Annotated in this window: 17 protein-coding genes; 6 read left to right on the top strand and 11 right to left on the bottom strand. The window is 38.6% G+C overall.

The window, feature by feature from the left end; genetic code table 11:
• Positions 1-261: 261 nt before the first annotated feature.
• Positions 262-2,001 carry a leucine-rich repeat domain-containing protein gene (locus tag D0T56_RS06290; RefSeq protein ID WP_163319289.1) on the top strand — a complete coding sequence of 580 codons (1,740 nt, stop codon included), beginning with the start codon at positions 262-264 and terminating at the stop codon, positions 1,999-2,001.
• Entirely contained in the window at positions 1,998-2,579 is a 582-nt protein-coding gene (locus D0T56_RS06285) for a pentapeptide repeat-containing protein (RefSeq protein WP_255491077.1), read from the top strand. The genes D0T56_RS06290 and D0T56_RS06285 overlap by 4 nt, the downstream gene beginning before the upstream one ends.
• Positions 2,580-2,758: 179 nt before the next feature.
• On the opposite strand, the gene D0T56_RS06280 is transcribed toward D0T56_RS06285, so the two are convergent.
• Both D0T56_RS06280 and D0T56_RS06275 read right to left on the bottom strand, forming a co-directional pair.
• The gene (locus tag D0T56_RS06280) at positions 2,759-4,408 is read right to left on the bottom strand and encodes an AMP-binding protein (RefSeq protein WP_163319288.1); all 1,650 of its coding nucleotides are present in this window, start codon (positions 4,406-4,408) and stop codon (positions 2,759-2,761) included.
• A gap of 31 nt (positions 4,409-4,439) precedes the next feature.
• Entirely contained in the window at positions 4,440-4,994 is a 555-nt protein-coding gene (locus tag D0T56_RS06275) for a helix-turn-helix domain-containing protein (RefSeq protein ID WP_163319287.1), read from the bottom strand.
• A 141-nt stretch (positions 4,995-5,135) separates the two neighbouring features.
• On the opposite strand from D0T56_RS06275, the gene D0T56_RS06270 reads away from it, so the two are divergent.
• On the top strand, positions 5,136-5,411 hold the full coding sequence (locus tag D0T56_RS06270; protein WP_163319286.1) for a hypothetical protein: 276 nt from the start codon (positions 5,136-5,138) through the stop codon (positions 5,409-5,411).
• Between the two features lie 308 nt (positions 5,412-5,719).
• Here the strand turns inward: D0T56_RS06270 and D0T56_RS06265 are convergent, their stop codons facing one another.
• From D0T56_RS06265 to D0T56_RS06240, 6 genes are all read right to left on the bottom strand, one after another.
• Positions 5,720-6,352, bottom strand: a complete 633-nt coding sequence (locus D0T56_RS06265; RefSeq protein ID WP_255491076.1) for a DUF4294 domain-containing protein — start codon at positions 6,350-6,352, stop codon at positions 5,720-5,722.
• Positions 6,353-6,395: 43 nt separating this feature from the next.
• On the bottom strand, positions 6,396-6,875 hold the full coding sequence (gene ybaK / locus D0T56_RS06260; RefSeq protein ID WP_163319285.1) for a Cys-tRNA(Pro) deacylase: 480 nt from the start codon (positions 6,873-6,875) through the stop codon (positions 6,396-6,398).
• Between the two features lie 9 nt (positions 6,876-6,884).
• Positions 6,885-8,294 (bottom strand): DUF3943 domain-containing protein, encoded by a 1,410-nt coding sequence (locus D0T56_RS06255; RefSeq protein ID WP_255491075.1) that lies wholly within the window; start codon positions 8,292-8,294, stop codon positions 6,885-6,887.
• A gap of 114 nt (positions 8,295-8,408) precedes the next feature.
• Complete coding sequence (locus D0T56_RS06250; protein ID WP_163319283.1) at positions 8,409-9,152, bottom strand: polyprenol monophosphomannose synthase; 744 nt, start codon at positions 9,150-9,152, stop codon at positions 8,409-8,411.
• A 340-nt stretch (positions 9,153-9,492) separates the two neighbouring features.
• On the bottom strand, positions 9,493-10,353 hold the full coding sequence (locus D0T56_RS06245) for an RNA polymerase sigma factor RpoD/SigA (RefSeq protein ID WP_163319282.1): 861 nt from the start codon (positions 10,351-10,353) through the stop codon (positions 9,493-9,495).
• 247 nt (positions 10,354-10,600) lie between these two features.
• Positions 10,601-12,118: a Do family serine endopeptidase gene (locus D0T56_RS06240; RefSeq protein ID WP_163319281.1), complete on the bottom strand. Its 1,518-nt coding sequence runs from the start codon at positions 12,116-12,118 to the stop codon at positions 10,601-10,603.
• A 966-nt stretch (positions 12,119-13,084) separates the two neighbouring features.
• Between D0T56_RS06240 and D0T56_RS06235 the strand changes: the two genes are divergently transcribed.
• From D0T56_RS06235 to D0T56_RS06225, 3 genes are read left to right on the top strand one after another with little or no spacing between them, the layout of a single operon-like run.
• On the top strand, positions 13,085-14,422 hold the full coding sequence (locus D0T56_RS06235) for a hemolysin family protein (RefSeq protein WP_163319280.1): 1,338 nt from the start codon (positions 13,085-13,087) through the stop codon (positions 14,420-14,422).
• Between the two features lie 33 nt (positions 14,423-14,455).
• Positions 14,456-15,586, top strand: a complete 1,131-nt coding sequence (tgt, locus tag D0T56_RS06230) for a tRNA guanosine(34) transglycosylase Tgt (protein ID WP_163319279.1) — start codon at positions 14,456-14,458, stop codon at positions 15,584-15,586.
• A 40-nt stretch (positions 15,587-15,626) separates the two neighbouring features.
• The gene (locus D0T56_RS06225) at positions 15,627-16,703 is read left to right on the top strand and encodes an LptF/LptG family permease (RefSeq protein WP_185153846.1); all 1,077 of its coding nucleotides are present in this window, start codon (positions 15,627-15,629) and stop codon (positions 16,701-16,703) included.
• A 73-nt stretch (positions 16,704-16,776) separates the two neighbouring features.
• On the opposite strand, the gene speA is transcribed toward D0T56_RS06225, so the two are convergent.
• The 3 genes from speA to lepA are packed head-to-tail and all read right to left on the bottom strand — an operon-like array spanning position 16,777 to position 21,063.
• On the bottom strand, positions 16,777-18,669 hold the full coding sequence (speA, locus tag D0T56_RS06220; protein WP_163319278.1) for a biosynthetic arginine decarboxylase: 1,893 nt from the start codon (positions 18,667-18,669) through the stop codon (positions 16,777-16,779).
• 56 nt (positions 18,670-18,725) lie between these two features.
• The gene (locus tag D0T56_RS06215) at positions 18,726-19,238 is read right to left on the bottom strand and encodes a flavin reductase family protein (RefSeq protein ID WP_163319277.1); all 513 of its coding nucleotides are present in this window, start codon (positions 19,236-19,238) and stop codon (positions 18,726-18,728) included.
• A 37-nt stretch (positions 19,239-19,275) separates the two neighbouring features.
• Positions 19,276-21,063: a translation elongation factor 4 gene (gene lepA, locus D0T56_RS06210; RefSeq protein ID WP_163319276.1), complete on the bottom strand. Its 1,788-nt coding sequence runs from the start codon at positions 21,061-21,063 to the stop codon at positions 19,276-19,278.
• Between the last annotated feature and the right edge of the window lie 268 nt (positions 21,064-21,331).

Below are 21,331 nucleotides of genomic sequence, written 5' to 3'. Positions count from 1 at the left end.
GAACGAAGTGAAAAATCTGTGTATTTCAATCCAGATCCTTCGTTTTACTCAGGATGACAATGCAAATATATATTATTTTTCAGCTAGTTATCTTTTATTTTCTAAATGCACTACGGGTTTAGTTAATATGCAGGCGAATGTTTATTTGCTCTTGGCAATCGTTATCATCGAAATTAAAATTTCACACAAAGTCAACTTATTTTTTGTTTTTTATGCTAAATTTGTGATAATATGGTGATTTGAATTTTAAATATTAGATAAATGAGAACTATCTTTTTATTTTTTATAACAATAGTATCTATTTGTGCTTTCGCTCAGAATGGAACTACGGGTGATGTGAAGTGGAATCTTGATGAAAATGGAACTCTGACTATTAATGGTTCGGGAGAGATGAAGGATTATAAGTTGCTTTCGAGTGCACCTTGGGACAGCGATAAAGATAAAATAAGAAAAATTATCATTTCGGAGGGAGTAACCAACATCGGTAAATATGCTTTCAGAAGTTGCGAATCTGTTGCATCTGTAGAAATGCCGAGTACTTTAGTGACAATCGGCTCGAATGCTTTTTATAACTGCACATCTCTTGTTTCCATTGAAATACCTGATGGTGTGAAAATTATAGAAGGAGATGCCTTTTATGGATGCCGGAGTTTAAAAATTCTTAGTCTGGGTAAATTAGTGGAAAGGCTTGATGGCAGTATCATTATGAAATGTGACAACTTGCAGACCTTAATAAGCAAGAACTCAACTCCTCCCGTAACCAAATCGAAGTTTATGAGCGAAACTTTTATGGGGGCGCCTGTCGAAACTTGCAATATAATTGTTCCTGAGGGAAGTGAAGCAGCCTATAAAGGAGCAAAAGGTTGGAAAAATTTTAAGAAATATGGAAAAATAGGAAGTACACCACAAGTTCAAGGAGATATAGCTGCCGTAACGCAAAACAGGCAGGAAGAAAAATCAATATCTGTGCCTACCGACGAAAAGAGTGGCACTGATGGAAATATAAAATGGAAGATTAACAGTAAAAATGAATTGTATATAAGTGGTAGCGGAAATATGAAAGATTATTCCGCCATCACAAATGCAGATTATTCGCCATGGCATTCGTTTTATAAATATAAGGAGAATGGATTTACAAGAAGAGCAATGGCACATTTTGCAAAAAAGATATATATTGCAGATATTGAACACATTGGCAATTGGGCATTTACGAATGGCGTGCAATTAACACACGTAAGCATTCCGAATACCGTAAAAAGTATTGGTGCTCAGGCATTTTCAGCTTGTCCTTTGTTGAAATCCATTACCATACCCAATTCTGTGACATCGATAGGTGTAAATGCTTTTAACGGAAGTGGTTTTTCTTATATAGAAATACCTAATTCGGTTACGTATATGGACGGTAGGACATTCTATAATTCAGCTCTCGATTCAATATCTCTTTCTAATTCAATAGAGAAGATTGGTCTTGAAACCTTTGCTTATTGCAAAAACCTCAAGTTTATAGTTATTCCAAACTCTGTGAAAGATATTCAATCAGAGGCTTTTAAGGGCTGTGTCAGTCTTAAAAGTGTAAAGATGGGTCCTGCTGTAAAATATATCAAAAAAGGAGCCTTCATGGGGTGTACCAGTTTAACAAGTATAACTTTACCTGCATCTGTAACGTGGATTGAAAAAGAAACTTTTAAAGATTGCACCGGTCTAAAATCGGTTACTTTAAACTGTTCTACTTCTCTATCGGTAAGTATGTTCGAAAACTGTGGTTTTGAGTCGGTGAAGATTCCATCATCCATAAATATGATTTCAGATTATGCCTTTAGGAATTGTAAAAACCTGAAATCTGTAACAATGGTAAGTTCTCGCCCCCCTAACATAGGTTATGGTGTATTCAACGGTGTGCCCGAAGATTTTAAGATATATGTACCGAAAGGTAGTTCGGGAAATTATAAATCAAGCTCTTCTTCTTTTAAAAACTATTCTAAATATATAGTGGAAAAATGATGAGCTTTGATAATAGAACATACCAAGACGATACATTTGAAAAAGTAGATATCACCGAATCGATTGACTCTAAAGAATTTGAATATTGCACTTTCAAAAATTGCAATTTATCGAACATTGCCATCACATCCTGCAAATTTATAGAATGTAACTTTACGGGTTGTGATATTTCGATGTCAAAATTGACCGAAAGCCAGTTTTCTAACGTAGAATTTAGAGATTGTAAAATTCTGGGAGTTAAATTCAACTTCTGCAACAAGTTCTTGTTCGATGTGAGATTTTACAATTGCATCCTCGATTACAGCACTTTCCCCGAAATGAAGATACCGAAGACTCCATTCCTGAAATGTAGCCTGAAAGGTGTCGATTTTGCCGGAGCTATGTTGGAGCAAGCGAAATTCAACGAATCGGACTTAACCGATACCATATTTGAATCGACAAACCTGAAAGGGGCTGATTTTTCTTCTGCGCATAACTACATCATAGACCCCCGTTCCAATTTATTGAAAAACGCCAAATTTTCACGAGACGGACTTTCGGGTTTACTGACAAATCTGGGCATAAAGATAGTGGATTGAAAGTATTCAATGAATTTTGACTTAAAAATTTAGGGAGCTCACCTTCCGAAATCAGGCGGAAAAACAGAACTAAACAATATGTATAAAACAACAACATCCGTCACAGCTAAAGTGACAGATGTTGTTTATGATACAATAATTGAAGAACAAGCGTACGCAAAATTTCGTAGTTCAACAAATTATTTTTTTCTTATTTCCGCACGTTTAATCTTGCCGCTGATTGTTTTGGGCAATTCGTCCACAAACTCCACTATTCGTGGATATTTGTACGGAGCCGTAACATTTTTCACATGATCTTGAATTTCTTTCACCAAAGCGTCATTGGCTTTGTCTTTATAATCGGCAGATAAAACGATTGTAGCCTTAATCACTTGTCCTCTTATTTCGTCGGGAACTCCGGTAATGGCACATTCTACTACGGCTGGGTGAGTCATGAGGGCACTTTCAACCTCAAATGGCCCGATACGATACCCCGAACTTTTTATCACATCATCCAAACGCCCTATAAACCAGCAATAACCGTCTTCGTCGCGCCAGGCAACGTCTCCCGTATGATATATATTATCATAATATACCTCGTTGGTCAATTCTTCATCATGATAATAACCCATAAACACGCCTAATGGTTTCTTGCCATTCGGAGTTCTTATTATCACCTCGCCCTGTTCTCCATCTTCGGCTGTCCGTCCATCAGAAGTAACGAGATCCATATCGTACATAGGGTTCATTACACCCATAGATCCCGGTTTTGGCTCAAGCCACGGAAAGGTTATGATAGAGGGCATAGTTTCCGTCTGACCAAATGCTTCCATCATTTTGATGCCTGTTGCTTTATAAAATGCCTCAAACACAGAAGGGTTGAGTGCCTCTCCAGCCGTTGTACAATATTCCAGAGACGAGAGGTTGTATTTGCTCATATCTTCCCTGATCATGAAACGGTATACAGTAGGAGGCGCACAGAATGATGTTATTTTATGTTTCTCTATCAATTCGAGAAATGTTGTAGCATTAAATTTGTCATGGTCGTAAACAAATACGGTAGCTCCCACAATCCACTGTCCGTACAGCTTACCCCAAACTGCTTTTGCCCAACCAGTATCGGCAACCGTAAGGTGTATGCTCTTGTCGTGCAGATTGTGCCAAAACTTAGCTGTGACAATATGCCCAAGAGGATACGTGTAGTTGTGTATCACCATTTTAGGTTCTCCCGTTGTTCCCGAAGTGAAGTATAAGAGCATAATATCTTCGTTCGTATTCACATTCTCGGGGCGAACGAAAGGCATTGCATTTTCCAGGCCTTGGTCGAAGCTATCCCATCCTTCCGGTATATTTTTTCCGCAAGCTATGCGATGCTTAATACTTGGAGAATCTGCCATAGCTTCATCTACATGTTGCTGAATGAGTTTTTCGTCAGCCACAACAATAGCCTTGATGTCAGCCGCATTGTTACGGTATATTATATCCTTTTTTGTGAGCAGGTGAGTTGCGGGGATTGCTATTGCCCCGATTTTGTGTAAACCCAGTATTGCGAACCAGAATTCATACCTCCGTTTAAGAATCAGCATCACTTTGTCACCTTTGCCAATCCCTAAAGACATGAAATAAGAGGCGGCTTTGTCGCTTTGCTTCTTTATATCACTGAAAGTGAAGTTGATGTGTTCGCCATGTTCGTTTGTCCAAAGCAAGGCAATCTTATCCGGGTCTGTTTTTGCCCATTCGTCTACAACATCGTAAGCAAAATTGAAGTTTTCGGGTACATCAATCTTAAAGTTTTCCTTGAAATCATTAGTTGATGTGTATGTTGTTTGTTTTAAAAATCGTTCTAACATTATTCGTCCGTGTCGTTTGAGTCTGGTTAAATTATACTATTACTGTAAGAAATTTGGCGGGTTTCCCGTCCAACGCTAACATTCCGTGAGGCAGGCTAGGGTCGAAGTATAGACTATCTCCAACTTCCAGAACCAAATCTTTTCCGTTCACCTGAATCAACAAGCGACCCTCGAATACAAGGCAAAACTCTTGCCCCGAATGTTGGCTTAAATGTATCGGATGGCCTTCGCTTTCGGGTTTTGCCGTTACAACAAAAATATCAGCTTTTCTGTTTATAAAACCACTTGCCAAAGCCTGATAGTCATATTCATCGACACGATTTATAGACAATCCCTTGTTTTTTCTGGTCAGGGCATAACTGCTCATGTGCGGCTCTTCGTCAAACATAAGCGTGTTGAGGTCGATCTTATATTTGTCTGCAATGTTTTTCAGGATGCTGATCGAAATGTCCTTCTTCCCGTCTTCATATAGTTTATAATCTTCTACCGAAATATTACAGGAAGAAGCAACTTCTTCTTGTGTAAGTTCAAGCGCATCGCGTAAGCCTTTTAGCCGCAAGCCTATTTGCTTCAGTTCTTCATTCATTGTATAGCATTTTAGTAATAAAAATCGTCCAAAGGTAATAAATAAAAAAAATAATCAGTGTTAATCTTGTTTTTACTTTATTTTTGAAAGATTAATTTCAAATAATGTATCTTTGTGTCAAACAAAAGGGAATCTGCTTGCATGAAGAAATATAGAAACCTCATTTACTATATATCGGTAATCGGTGTTTTATGTATTATAATGTATGTTATTTTCTTTTTCGGAGAAAGTAATCTTGAAGCACATCGTCAGTTAGAAGTAGTTACGTCACAGCTTTCGGCCTGGAAAAATTTCACGCTGTCCGTATTTAGCGAAGCCACGGGGTCTGTGGCTATTCTCTTATTACAAATAATTGTAATATTGATGTTTGTCCGTCTTTTTGGTTGGATTTGCCAGAAGATAGGACTAGTCAGATAGCGACATCCTAAAGAAACAAGACTTGGTGATGGTGAGCCTGAAAAGCTGGAAAACATTGAAAGAAACCAATCTTCCGTGGGTGAAATCAATCCCGTCCCGCTTGCTTTTAGATGACTGATTAATGGGTATGGTTTATTAAAAAACAAGGGTGAATTGCATTTACCCGACAGGAACAACCTATAGCGGACGCATTCAATACGCCCCTGCAATCGTTATTATCGAATTTAAACCAACGTTTTTATTATAGAAGATCCAAATACTGATTGGCATTATTGATATATAAATATTATTGATTACTCATATGTCAACTATAAGACTCCTTCTTCTATCAGAATGGCAATGCGTTCAATCAGCTTGTCTTTTCCTTCGGGATCGTATTTTGTTTTGAGGCTGTTTCCAAAAATTCCGGCGAAAACATTATACATCCCTGCCTGAAAACTGCCAACTATAGATTTTACGATGTAGTATGATGTTGAACTGGCTTCCCTGTCTATCAGTTTTATGAGTATCTGCCCCTGTCGGCGGGTAAGTTTCTTCATCTTGGGCTTATATTCGTCCATCATGTATTTTTTCACCTGATCCAGATGCTTTTGCTTTGCCTTGTCGTCCGGCAAAGTCTGCATGTATTCGTATGTTTCAATGATGCTATACGTAACAGCCTTGGCATAAGGAAGCGTTTTTCTCACATCCCTTATCAACTTATTATATTCTATTTCTTCCTTGTTGTTCTTGAAAACTAACGGATTGAAAATGGTAATGTTAGGTATTACGCCGAACAACAAGGTATCACCGTCCTGAACTGTATAGTGATACTGTATTTTACGCTGATACCGATACGAATCCGATTCTTGTGCTTGCACTCCCAAGCATAAGAATACGAAAAAAATAAATATGGAGAGATATCCCTTCAACCTGATTTTATATTGATCAAACCATTTCAAAAATAGGCATTTTAGAGATAAAAATCACATTCTCTGATTTTTTTTATGATTTGATAAGTAAATGGTCTTCCGCTTTGATTAGGGATAGCAAGTCGGTTGGGTTCATTTTTATCTGCATACCTCTCACTCCGGCACTGATATATATGAAACTGAAGTCTTTACATGAAGAATGAATGTATGCAGGAAAATGCTTTTTCATCCCGATCGGGGAACATGCACCACGAATATAACCTGTTATAGACAGCAAGTCTTTCATCGGGATCATATCGCAATTTTTATTGCCCGATACTTTTGCCGCTAATTTCAGGTCAAGTTCTTCCGCTCCCGGAATTATGCACACAAAATAACCTGTTTTGTCTCCTTTGAGGACTAAGGTTTTGAATACTTGCTCAATAGGTTCATCAAGTTGTTCGGCTACATGCACGGCACTTAAATCCGATTCGTCAACCTCGTATGTTATCAGTTCGTATGATATTTTTGCCTGATCCAATAACCGGGCGGCATTTGTTTTGTTTATTTTCATACCCTTAGCCTAATATTTGTATGTGAGCATTAGCTTCACATCATTAGTTTGAGAATATACATTCTTAAAATCCTGATAAGCCGTAGAACGCCTGTAATATGTAAACATCGAGGTTAGATAAAACTGTTTTTTCAGTTTTATATCAATCTTAAAATTGGTTGTGCTGAAAGAAGCATTTGAATGGTCGCCCTGATAATTGAGTTTCTTTTCGTCAACAGAATCTAAGTTAAAATTCTTAGGATACCCTTTCCATGTGAAAAGACGATAGCCTTCGTGCCACATAGACACTCCTATTTTGTCTTTATACGATATTGCACCACCTGCAAGCCACGAAAAGCCGCTACCCAGATTGTATTGCCTTTTGTCTACCACATAATGATCGCTTAACGAACCTCCTAATATTATGCCCGAAAAATGTGCATGCGAATTAATATTCCAATTATTCAAACGTTTACTTTTGTGCATCAGTCCGACTCCGAACGAAGCGGGTGTTCCAAACTTGTAAGGGATTTTATTGGACACATCCGAAATTGTATCCGAATCGTAATAATCGAAATGCTGATATACGCCAATATTAAGATAATCTGTTTTATTATCAACAAGATCGCCACCCCAAATTCGTCCCATCACATTTATCTGCCCCAAAATAGGCTGGCCTTTTTGAAGATACAGACCTGCTCTGAGCGAAAAATAATCGTACGGCTTCAGTCCGTCTGTTTCGTATCTTTCTCCATATTCGATAGAGCCCATAAGAGCACCACCAAGTCCTTCGTCTATGATGGGGTCTTCCAACTCCAAGCCTCTAATTCCTATTGACGTTTCGATGCTGACATTGGGTATTCCGTGCTGACGCCCCGAGGTTGACCGTTTTTTCCACGTATCACCGTTAATCAATCGGGACAAACCTCTGGTTGGTGTAATCAAAAATGCAGCCACTTCCCGCACAACCCTCTCTCGACCTGTTTTTCGGTCGTCTATCACCATATCCGACGCCCGGTGAAACACCTCTCCGAATATTGTACCACCTATTGGTGTTGCTATCACATCATTGATCGACGGATATTCATTTTCCAGAAACATTTCCCACATAAGACTTCCTCCCAAGGCAAAAGCCGAAGACCCAAGATAACTAAATCCATTGGAACGTGCCGCATTGAAATACATGCTGCCATGATATGGGTGAAGGAACATGTTTGTTCCCAGTTGATCGTTGTCCCACACAAAACCATGCTTGAAGTTGGCTTTTATAGTGCGGGCGTTTATATACGCAAAGTCAGACTTGGTTACATACCTGTCGAACGCCCATATTCCCATATTCAGACCAACCACCTGTCCTGCTGCACTCCACCAGTTTCTTTTACCGTAATATGCTATGTCGATCGAATCGGCAGGTCGGATAGTGCTAAGTTGTTTTCTCATTGATGAGTATTGAGAATATACATTAGAAGGAAGTATTATTGACAGAAAAATGATTATTACGAGTTTCCTGATAGAACTGATCATAAGTTTAGTGTATTGTAATAAATGCGAGTGTTATTGAGCTTGATGAGGCCTAAATTTCCCCAACATTTTACGGATGCGTAAGCGTATGACTCCGAAGAAAGCCTCACTGAATATTCCGCTATTCATTTTTGACACACCCAAAACACGATTAACAAAAATAATTGAAACTTCTTTCAGGTTGAAACCAAGGCAATATGCAGTATATTTCATCTCGATCTGAAAAGCATATCCTTTAAACTGAACCTGATCCAAATCTATTGTTTCCAGAACTTTTCTCTTGTAACAAACAAATCCTGCTGTGGCGTCATGCACTTTCATGCCTGTAATCAATTTCACATATTTGGATGCAAAATACGACATAATGACCCGCCCCATTGGCCAGTTAACAACATTCACCCCAACATTGTAACGAGAGCCTATGGCTAAATCGGCGCCTTCATTAACACATGCGTCATACAGCCGCAACAAGTCTTTTGGGTCGTGCGAAAAATCGGCATCCATTTCAAAGATATACTCATATTCTTTTGATAACGCCCACTTGAATCCGGCAATATATGCCGTACCTAAGCCCAATTTTCCTTCTCTTTCGATCATAAACAACGAATCGCTAAATTCTTTTTGTAGATTTTTAACGATTTGAGCGGTGCCATCGGGAGAACCATCATCTATAATCAATACGTGAAATTTTTTTGGCAACGAAAATACAACCTTGATTATATTCTCAATGTTTTCCTTTTCGTTATAAGTCGGTATTATTACTAAAGAATCTCCCATATCTTGATTTTTGCCCAAATATAAACAATTACGAAATAGAATATATTAAATAAAATATTTTTTTTAAATTTTTCAAAACTATTTAAGGTCACGGATCTTTCAATGAAGTCATCTAGACTTTTTAAATTATACTTAATTTTTGAGTTTTTGTCATGTTGAACGTAGTGAAACATCTAAAAAACAGATCCTTCGATACTCTCAGGATGACAAAATTGAATAAAACGAAAAAGTCTAGACGGTTTCAATTTCATCAAACAACGATTTATTCGATGAATATAAATATACAAAAAAGAGATTGCACATCTGTGCAATCTCTTAACTATATTAATCTCTATTTTTGTTAGCCTAAATAACCTTTAAGCAATTTACTTCTTGAGTTTTGACGCAATCTCTTGATTGCTTTCTCTTTAATCTGTCTAACACGTTCACGTGTCAACTGGAATTTATCACCAATTTCTTCGAGTGTCATCTCCTGATAACCGATTCCGAAAAACATCTTGATTATATCACGTTCTCTTTCGGTCAGTGTAGACAAAGCTCTCTCAATTTCTTGTTGAAGCGACTCATTGATAAGCGAACGGTCTGCAATGGGCGCATCATCATTCACCAACACGTCTAACAAACTGTTGTCTTCTCCTTCCACAAACGGTGCATCCATAGATATGTGCCTACCCGACACTTTCAGCGAGTCTGCTATTTTATCCACCGGAATATCCAATTCCAGAGCCAATTCTTCTGCCGATGGCTTTCTTTCGTTTTCTTGTTCAAACTTGGAGAATGCCTTGCTTATTTTGTTCAACGAACCCACCTGATTCAACGGCAAACGTACTATACGTGACTGTTCGGCCAATGCCTGAAGTATAGACTGGCGAATCCACCACACCGCATAACTGATAAATTTAAACCCACGGGTTTCGTCAAACTTTTCCGCTGCCTTTATCAGACCCAGGTTTCCTTCATTTATCAAGTCAGGTAAACTTAATCCTTGATTTTGATATTGCTTTGCTACAGATACGACGAAACGTAAATTCGCTCGAGTTAGTTTCTCCAAAGCAGCCCTGTCGCCACGTTTAATGGCTTGAGCTAATTCAACTTCTTCTTCAACAGTGATCAGGTCTTCACGCCCAATTTCTTGCAGATATTTATCCAGAGAAGCGCTCTCACGATTAGTGATAGATTTGGTAATCTTTAATTGTCTCATCTATATAAAGTTATTGTATATTATCCAAAAATGCTTGCAAATATACTAAAAATTTGCCGAATTATTTACATTTCACAGATAATAAATTCTTGTTATACATTTTTCGTTCCTTTACTATTGCTTAAGAATAAAGTTCTCATTTTGCGCAAAATGAATATTGTATATCCTCTCTTCGTAATTATAAACGCTTAACTCCTTGGTATTCCTCAGAGTTAAGCGTTAATTTATAGTTAATAATACGTAATTATTATTCGCTCAGGTCAATTGCAAAATACTTTCTCGATCCGCTTGGGTAGAAACCTGTGATAAACAATACTTTATCGTCGCTTACGGCAACTTTCTTGATTATGCTTTCAACGTCTTCGGATGTTGATACATTCTGATTGTTTATTTTAGTGATAATGAATCCTTTAGTTATTCCTTCTTTTTTGAATTTACCTGAATTGTCAACTCCGGCAACTTCAACTCCCGAACGGATTCCATATTGTTTCTTTTTCTCCTCGCTTAGAGTTTTGAAAGCAGCGCCAACAGCGGCTATTCCGTCCGTGCTCTTCACAATCTTGGTATCGCCGGCACTATTTTTCAGAACAATTTCTGTTGTTTTTGTTGTGCTTCCTCTCATAAATGTGATTTTCACTTTATCGCCGGGGCGGAAACGGTTTATCTGATCTAATAATTCGCTAACACTTTTTATCTTTGAATCATTAACTCCCACAATAACATCTCCTTTTTCCAAACCAGCTTCTTTAGCCGGACTACGTTCTGCAAAATCGTTCACGTATGCGCCTTCTGTCGCTTTCAAGTTTTTAGCTTCATCTGCATCAGACTCTTTTGCTACACTTACGTCTGTAATAATTACTCCAAGTATTGCTCTTTGTACAGTTCCATATTCCTTGATATCAGCAACTACTTTTCCTGCAATTGAAACTGGTACAGCAAAACCGTATCCTGCAAAATCTCCTGTTTGAGAATAAATGGCTGTATTGATACCTATCAATTGTCCCGCTGTATTAACCAACGCTCCACCACTGTTTCCTCTATTTATAGCAGCATCCGTTTGAATAAATGACTGAATATCTCCACTACCTATTCCACCACGACTTTTTGCACTCACAATACCTGCCGTAACAGTCGAATTTAGGTTGAAAGGGTTACCGATAGCCAACACCCATTCGCCGACTTTCAGTTTATCTGAATCCCCGAAAGGAATGGTTGGGAAATTATCACCTTCTATTTTCAACAAGGCAATGTCTGTTTTCGGATCTGTGCCAACCAATTTTGCAGTAAATTTTCGGTTATCATTCAACGTAACTTCTATATCGTTTGCTTTATCAATAACGTGATTATTAGTTATTATATAGCCATCTTTAGATATTATAACTCCAGAACCCATGCCCACACTTGGTTGAGACTCGTAAGGAGAACTGCCTCCTTTATCGCCAAATCCAAAGAAATAGTCAAAAAACGGGTCGCCCGTACCACCTCGGCTTCTGCCCGAACTTCCTGACGATTTCACCACCGATTTTATATGTACTACGGCATGTACCGAGTTTTCTGCAGCTTTAGTAAAATCGGGATAACCTTCCGCTGTCAATGAAGCTAAATGGATATTCTGGTCTTGCTGAAAATCTTTCCCATAATCGTAATAGTCGGCAATTTCGCCCGACGAATGATTGTTGTAAAGATTATAAGCACCAAAAGTTGCACCTGCACCCACCAGAGCTACAATCACATAAGTTGAAATTTTCTTCCAATTTTTTTTCATATGCTTATTATTTTAAATTTTATATATATAATTTTCTTGTATTCATTTTTCAGTTATCAAATATAGCAGCAAAAATCATTCATTTAACATGCCGACATTCCGATTTTAACACTTTTAACCGCACAAAAACGCCCTTAACAGGCTTTAACTTCACTTAAAACAGAGCACAGTTTTTTTAACAATACACTGACATGTCAAATTTACAGAAAAAATGACAATTATGGCAGGGTTGTTCAAAACCTGTTCCGAAAAATTATTTATGTGAATCAGTAGTTGAAAAGTGTTCTTTTATTTTATATAATACACTGCGCGTAATCAAAGATTACTTGCATCCCTTTTGACCAAAGCCTCAAAAGGAATCAAAAAGGCTTTCTGTGACTCAGGCTTCTTGCCGACCCACTTTACAGCTTATAAGCTGAACAAAAAATAACTCGCACCAAAAGTCTGTCAAAATCAGAGTGGTTTGGTTATGCTCAAACAGCTTTTTGTTCTAGTCGCTTATCTGCGCTGTGTGGGTACCCCGTCAATTAGCCAAATGTCACGTTTACACCCGTTAGGCGAAATGGCATCTGCTTCGTAGGCGGGGACACGTTAAGCGAAACAAGGCGTAAAATTGAAAGCTGTTTGAGCGAAGCGAGTTTTTTCAATTTAGCCAGTGAGATTGTAACGGGTCGCCGAGAAGCTAAGCCTTGACTTTTTGGTTCGTTTTGTGTCAAGACAAAATGAACGAAGGCAAACTTTCGAAGAAAGTGCGTCAGAAAGAACGTCGAATGAAAAAGAACGCTTTTATGTATAATAAACTCAACTACTGATTGGCATTATTAAGCAGAAATTATTAAGCAGAATAAACTATTCTATCGGATAAAGCGTTATTTTGATAAAATGTTTACAATATAATTTTGATAGGAATTATATTAACAAATGCGCAAATATATTATCTTTGCATCATCACATTTAAAATAATATATGTTTACGAACATTCTTATTACTCTTCTTTTTGTTTTCTTAAACGGCTTTTTTGTTGCAGCCGAATTTGCAATTGTAAAGGTGAGGTCATCTCAGCTTGAGTTGAAGGCTCAGGAGGGAAATAGTTTTGCCATATTGGCCAAGCATATTGTTGGTCATTTGGATGCGTATCTTGCTGCCACTCAGTTAGGTATAACACTGTCCAGTTTGGCTTTAGGTTGGATTGGAGAGCCCGTTGTTTCTAAGATGATTCTCAGTTTCATTGAGTTTCTTAACAGTGCTTTCGACCTGAATCTGGCTTTAGGCTCAGACCTGCTGCACAGTGTAGCATTGATTTCGGCATTCCTTATCATAACGATATTGCACATCGTTTTTGGTGAATTGGCACCTAAATCGTTGGCCATATTGAGACCGGAACAAACTACATTGTTTGTTTCATATCCTCTGCAAGGTTTTTATTGGATATGCCGTCCGTTTATTTGGTTATTGAACGGATTTGCTAATCTGATTCTGAAATTGTTCGGACTTCACACGGTGTCGGAAGCAGAATCGTATAGTAGCGATGAATTGAAATATCTCGTAGATCAGGTAAGGGAAAGCGGTGATATTGAAGATACAAATTACGATATAATAAAAAACGCTTTCGATTTTTCGGAACGAACAGCACGTCAGGTAATGGTTCCTCGTACACAGATAGTGGCTATTGATGCCAACGACTACGACGAGGAAACACTGGAAACGGTGATAGAAGACGGATATTCACGTATCCCTTGTTATGAGGATAGTATAGACAACATTATTGGGGTTGTCCATCTGAAAGATATCCTGAAGAAGATGCGCCAAAGTGGGAATGTAGACATACGCTCTATTGTCCGTCCCGTATCTTTTGTTCCTGAAACAAAGCGTATCGGGCAGATATTGAAAGAATTTCAGGTGAAGCACCAACAAATAGCCATGGTATTGAACGAATATGGCGGTATAGATGGGATCATCACAATGGAGGATATTCTTGAAGAATTGGTTGGCGAAATTCAGGACGAATACGACAACGAGATACCTTTCGTCGAAAAGATGAGCGAGAATACCTACTCGGCAATTGCCACCGCTGCCATAAGTGACATAAACGACCAACTTCCACATTCTATCGATAAGGCAAAGCAGTACGATACACTTGCCGGATATTTGATAGATAAATTTGGAAGGATACCAAACATACACGATGCCTTAGAATGTGAAGGTTATGAGTTTAAGGTACTTAAAAAGAATAAAACATCAATAGTCCTGGTTCAATTAAGGGATTTGGAGTCTGAGGGTGAGAGTGTTGCTTCTTCGAAATAACTTTATCATTTGGGGACTACCTAACTTTCGAAAATGAAATTTGAATTACTACATACTGATAATCAATCGAAGGCGAGAGCCGGATTGATAACGACAGATCACGGACAAATAGAAACTCCCATTTTTATGCCTGTTGGTACACAGGGAGCGGTGAAGGCCGTACACATGACGGAGCTTGAAAATGATATAAAGGCTCAGATTATATTGGGAAATACGTATCATTTATATTTGCGACCCGGCTTAGAAATTCTAAAACAAGCCGGAGGACTTCACAAATTCAATAGCTGGAATAAACCTATATTAACTGATAGCGGAGGATTTCAGGTATTTTCCCTTGCCGAAAATCGAAAACTGACCGAAGAAGGTGCTATTTTCCGTTCGCATGTAGATGGATCGAAACATATCTTCACTCCTGAAAATGTGATGGATATTCAACGAACCATTGGTGCGGATATTATTATGGCTTTCGACGAATGTACGCCCGGAGATGCCGACTATAACTATGCGAAAAAATCATTGGAACTGACTGAGCGTTGGCTCGACAGGTGTTTCACCCGTTTCAACGAAACTGAGTGTGAGTATGGTTACAAGCAGTCGCTATTTCCTATTGTGCAAGGCTGTGTTTATACAGATCTTAGAAAACGTGCTGCCGAAAACGTAGCATCGAAAGGTGCGGAGGGAAACGCTATCGGAGGTTTGGCTGTTGGCGAACCAACAGAGAAAATGTATGAGATGATAGAAGTTGTGAACGAAATACTTCCCGAAGATAAACCCAGATATTTGATGGGCGTGGGAACTCCCGCCAATATTCTGGAAGCCATAGAACGGGGTGTGGATATGTTCGACTGCATTATGCCAACCCGCAATGGACGTAATGGACAACTTTTCACCTGGAATGGTATTCTGAACATGCGTAACAAAAAATGGGCGAACGATTTTTCTCCGATCGATCCTGATGGAACATCGTTTGTCGACACATTATACACAAAGGCGTATCTTCGCCATTTATTTATTGTTAACGAAATTCTTGCTCTTCAAATAGCTTCAATACATAACTTAGCGTTTTATTTGCAATTGGTGAAAGAAGCTCGTAAACATATAATAGAAGGAGATTTTTCGAGTTGGAAAAAATCAGTTATAGAAGATATTTCAAGAAGAATATAGTTTAAGGTCGCAGACCTTTTTATTACTTAAGTTAATACAGATGCTTTCTATTCTGGATAGATATATAATAAAGAAGTTTTTGGGAACATACGTTTTCTCAATTGCGCTTATTATTTCCATCGCCGTTGTTTTCGATATAAATGAGCAGTTAGATAAATTCTTGAAGAATAAGGCACCGCTATCAGCCATTGTGCTTGATTATTACGTCAACTTTATACCATACTATACCAACCTGTTCAGCGCTCTTTTCGTTTTCATTTCCGTTATTTTCTTTACATCAAAACTGGCTAACAATTCGGAGATTATAGCGATGCTTTCTAATGGAATGAGCTTCAAAAGGCTCATGAAGCCGTACATGATTTCGGCAACGGTTATCGCTATATTGAGTTTTATATTAACCAGTTTCATTATTCCTCCGGCAAATAAGACCCGTATTGATTTTCAGAATAAGTATATCAAGAACAAGGCTGTCGATTATGCCTCAAAAATTCAAGTACAGGTAGAACCCGGCGTTATAGCATTTTTTGAGAGCTATGATAATAAAAACAAATCGGGAAGAAATTTTTCGTTGGACAAATTCGATGGAAAAGAGTTAGTCTCTCGTCTGACAGCCAAGAATATAGAGTATGATTCGGCATATCATTGGGTGGTAAAGAATTACCAGATCAGAGAGTTTAACGGTATGCGCGAGACTTTAAAAAATGGTGACAGAACTGATACCACATTAACTATTACGCCGAACGATTTTCTCATATCGGCAAATGATTTTGAGAAAATGAACACCATACAATTGTATGAACACATCAAAAGGCAGAAAGATCGTGGAATAGCTAATATTCAAGGATTTGAGATTGAGTTTCACAAACGGTTTGCATCCATTGCATCTGCGTTTATACTAACCATAATAGGAGCATCCCTCTCTGCCCGAAAGATGAAAGGCGGTATGGGGTTGAATATTGGTCTGGGTATCTTACTGAGTTTGACCTATATAATATTCTTGACAGTAAGTTCTTCTTTTGCCGTTTCGGGTTTGGTTAGTCCTATGATTGCTGCATGGATACCCAACTTTGTGTTTGTATTTATTGCTATTTTACTGTATCGTAAGGCTCCGAACTAATGATATAAAAAAGAAAGTGTCTCAAAAAAACTTTTGAAACACTTTCCTAGATTATTATACAATTAGGTATTTATTACTCCAAATAGGTATATCCGTATAATCCTGAACGATAGTTAGATAGAAATTCTTTTCCTTCTTCCACAGTTATTGTGCCTTGCTTCACAGATGTTGTTACCCACGTTTCTACCGTGCGCACAAGCTTTTTAGCATTGTATTGAGCATAATCCAAAACTTCGGCAACAGTTTCCCCGTCAATCATTTGATCTATCTTGTAGCCGTCTTCACTAACAGAGACATGCACGGCGTTAGTATCTCCAAACAGATTGTGTAGATCGCCCAATATTTCTTGATAAGCACCTACCAAAAATACTCCAAGATAATAGGACTCATTTTTCTTTAAAGCATGAACCGGAAGATAACCCGATTGATTGCCTGTTGGTATGAAATTATCTATCTTTCCGTCCGAATCGCAAGTAATATCTTGCAAGGTTGCCGTACGGTCTGGTTTTTCGTCCAATCTATGAATCGGCATTATCGGGAATATCTGATCAATAGCCCAAGAGTCAGGCAAAGACTGAAATAACGAGAAGTTGCAGAAATATTTATCCGGCAACAATTTACCCAATTGCTTCAATTCTTCGGGCGAATGTTTCATCCTTCCCGCCATTTGGTAAACCTCACGAGCTATTGAAAAGTAAAGGCGTTCAACCTGTGCCCGTGTTTTCAGATCGAGCATGCCTAGGCTGAACAAGTCTAAAGCCTCTTCCCTTATTTGTTGCGAGTCGTGCCATGCTTCAAGCATACTGCGCTGAGTGAGATCGTCCCAAATTTGATACAGTTCTCGAACCAATTCATGGTCATCGTCAGATATTTCGTTACCTTCTTGCCATTCAGGTAATGTAGCAGTTTCAAGTACTCCGAACACCAATATGGAATGATGGGCAGTAAGAGAACGTCCCGATTCCGTGATGATATTGGGGTGAGGTAAGTCGTTCTTGTTGGCGGCATCTACCATAGTTGCTATCGAATCGTTCACATATTCCTGAATACTATAATTAACACTACTTTCACTCATAGCTGAGCGTGTGCCGTCGTAGTCTATACCCAAACCTCCGCCAATATCAACAAATTCGACCTTGAACCCTAGTGAATGAAGCTGAACGTAGAATTGAGAAGCCTCACGTAAAGCTGTTTTTATACGGCGAATTTTTGTTACCTGACTACCAATATGAAAGTGGATCAAACGTAACGATTCTTGCAAATTATTCTTTTCGAGGAATGCGAGAGCTTCGAGCAATTCGCTGGAATTTAGTCCGAATTTACTAACGTCGCCTCCCGATTCTTCCCATTTTCCGCTACCGCTGCTTGATAGTTTGATACGGATACCGATATTAGGAACGATCTTCAAGCGTTTAGCAATTTTAGTAATCAGAGGAAGCTCGTTTAGTTTTTCAACCACAATGAAAATTCTTTTTCCCATTTTCTGGGCAAGAAGAGCCAACTCTATATAGCTTTCGTCTTTATAACCATTACAGATTATGAGAGAATTAGGGTCGGTGTTTATGGCAATCACGGCATGAAGTTCGGGTTTTGAACCGGCTTCCAAACCTATATTGAATTTTTTTCCATGACTGATAAGTTCTTCCACAACAGGCCGCATCTGGTTCACCTTGATGGGATAGATAATGTGGTTCTGAGCTTCATAACCATATTCTTTCGATGCTTTCTGGAAGCAAGTCGAAATTTTCTCGATACGATTATCCAATATGTCAGGAAAACGAAGAAGTACGGGTGCTTCTATATCACGAAGCTGCAATTCGTCAATCAATTCTTTCAGGTCGACCGATACCCCATCTTTGCGAGGTGTAACCGCTACATTCCCTTTTTCATTGATTGAAAAATAATTAACACCCCATCCCGAGATGTTATACAATTCTTCCGAATCTTCAATACGCCATTTTCTCATTATTGCAAATTAAGCCGAATTAAAATGTTAATATAATTTTAAACTATTGTTGAATTTTATTTTTTTATCAAAACTTTCCTTATCTCTGCAATATACAAATAATGAAAGTCTTTCTCAGAATACCATTGATCTATAATTTTTTCATCAAGAAATGATGATTCGGATAATGGCTGAACAAAAAGTTTTTCCACTAAAATCGCAGTTTCCGACTCCTCAAAGTACGGAGTATCAGTGTTATCTTTTGCGACAGTCAATCCTGCTGTTTCTATTTTATTCTCATCTCTGCCCGATGCTCTTCCCAGATAACCTAATTGCTTTTTGAAACTTTCGTCGAAAAAGGTCAGGGAAAAAGAGTCTGCATTATCTACAAATTCCTTCGTATATCGTTGTGGTCGTATTACTACAAATACAACATCTTTGTTCCACATAACACCGAATCCGCCCCAACTGGCAGTCATTGTATTCACAGACCCGTCTGCTTTTGCAGCCGTAACCAGCATCCATTTATTCTTCAAGTCGAATGGAGAAAAAGATAATTCGGATGCTTCTATTTCTTTGAAATTGCTCATAGCCTTCAATATTGATACAATTATTTTGTTCTCAGGTTTAATCCAGTTTCAGCACTGCAAGGAAAGCCTTTTGTGGCACTTCCACATTGCCCACTTGTTTCATTCGTTTCTTACCTTCTTTTTGTTTCTCAAGAAGTTTACGTTTACGAGAGATATCACCTCCGTAACACTTCGCTGTCACATCCTTGCGAACGGCTTTTATCGTTTCCCGCGCAATAATTTTAGCGCCGATTGCTGCTTGAATAGCTATGTCGAACTGTTGACGAGGGATGAGTTCCTTCAATTTCTCACACATGCGGCGACCAAACGTAACGGCATTGTCCACATGCGTAAGCGTGGAAAGTGCATCCACAGGCTCACCGTTGAGCAGAATATCCAGTTTCACCAGTTTCGATTCACGGTAATCGTGCATGTGATAATCGAACGAAGCGTAACCTTTAGATATACTTTTCAGTTTGTCATAGAAGTCTATAACTATTTCACCCAGAGGAATATCGTAGATGATTTCGACCCTGTCGCCAGAAATATATTCTTGTTTTATAAGTATTCCCCGTTTACCCAGACAGAGAGTCATTATCGGGCCTATGTAGGTTGTGTTTGTGATAACTGATGCCCGGATGTATGGTTCCTCAATATAATCAATGAGAGTGGGATCAGGTAATCCTGACGGATTGTGAACCTCTTTAACGTTATCTTTCTTGTCATGAACAAGATAAGACACGTTAGGCACGGTTGTTATAACGTCCATGTTAAATTCTCTGTCGAGACGTTCCTGTATAATTTCCATGTGGAGCAGTCCTAAGAATCCGCAACGGAATCCAAATCCCAGAGCCACAGACGATTCGGGCTGAAATGTCAAAGAAGCATCATTCAATTGAAGTTTTTCGAGAGACGCACGAAGGTTCTCAAAATCCTCACTTTCGATAGGATAAACTCCGGCAAAAACCATCGGCTTCACTTCTTCAAAACCTGCGATAGCTTCTTTGCACGGATTCTTTACGTGGGTAATGGTATCACCAACTTTTACTTCCTTTGATGTTTTTATCCCCGAAATAATATACCCTACATCTCCGCAAGTTATTACATCACGGGGCGACATAGTTAGTTTTAAAACGCCAATTTCATCGGCTTCATATTCTTTTTCCGTAGCAAAGAATTTCACCAGATCACGCTTGTGCAGAGTCCCGTTTTCTATTTTAAAATAGGCGATAATACCTCTGAAAGAGTTGAATACAGAATCGAAAATCAATGCTTGCAACGGAGCTTCGGGGTCACCTTTCGGAGAAGGTATACGTTCTACAATAGCAGCAAGAATATCCATCACGCCCTCACCTGTTTTTCCACTGGCACGGATAATCTCGTCTCGTTTACAACCAAGCAGTTCTATAATTTGGTCTTCCACCTCGTCGGGCATAGCACTGGGCAAGTCAATCTTATTCAGGATAGGAACAATTTCCAAGTCATTGTCAATTGCCATATACAGGTTCGAAATTGTTTGAGCCTGAATACCTTGAGCAGCATCTACAATCAATAACGCACCTTCGCAGGCAGCGATTGACCTGGATACTTCATAAGAAAAGTCGACGTGTCCCGGAGTATCTATCAGGTTGAGTATATATTTTTCACCTTGATACATATATTCCATTTGGATGGCATGGCTTTTTATAGTAATGCCTCGCTCACGCTCCAAATCCATATCGTCCAGAACCTGCGCTTGCAGGTCTTTCCCTTCCACCGTTTTGGTGAACTCGAGCAGACGGTCGGCTAAAGTGCTCTTTCCGTGGTCTATATGCGCAATAATGCAGAAATTTCGTATTTTATTCATTCTTCTATATTGTATATCCTTTTATCCTCATCTTTTTGAGGCTAATTTTCCTAATTTAAAAATGGAGTGCAAATATACACAAAGAATTAGAGTATTTAAAGTTGCAGATAAGAAACAATCATTAAAAATGCGAATCAATAGTTGAAATAGGTTGGTTTTTATTCAACAACATGCTGCGCATAATCAAAGATTACTTGCATCCCTTTTGCCCAAAGCCGCAAAAGGAATCAAAAAGGCTTTCTGTGACTAAGGCTTCTTGCCGACCCAC

The sequence above is a fragment of the Dysgonomonas sp. 520 genome, from assembly GCF_010501095.1.
GTDB lineage: Bacteria > Bacteroidota > Bacteroidia > Bacteroidales > Dysgonomonadaceae > QVMP01.
Note: the sequence above shows the minus strand (reverse complement) of the source record. Positions and strands in the feature narration are given on the sequence as shown.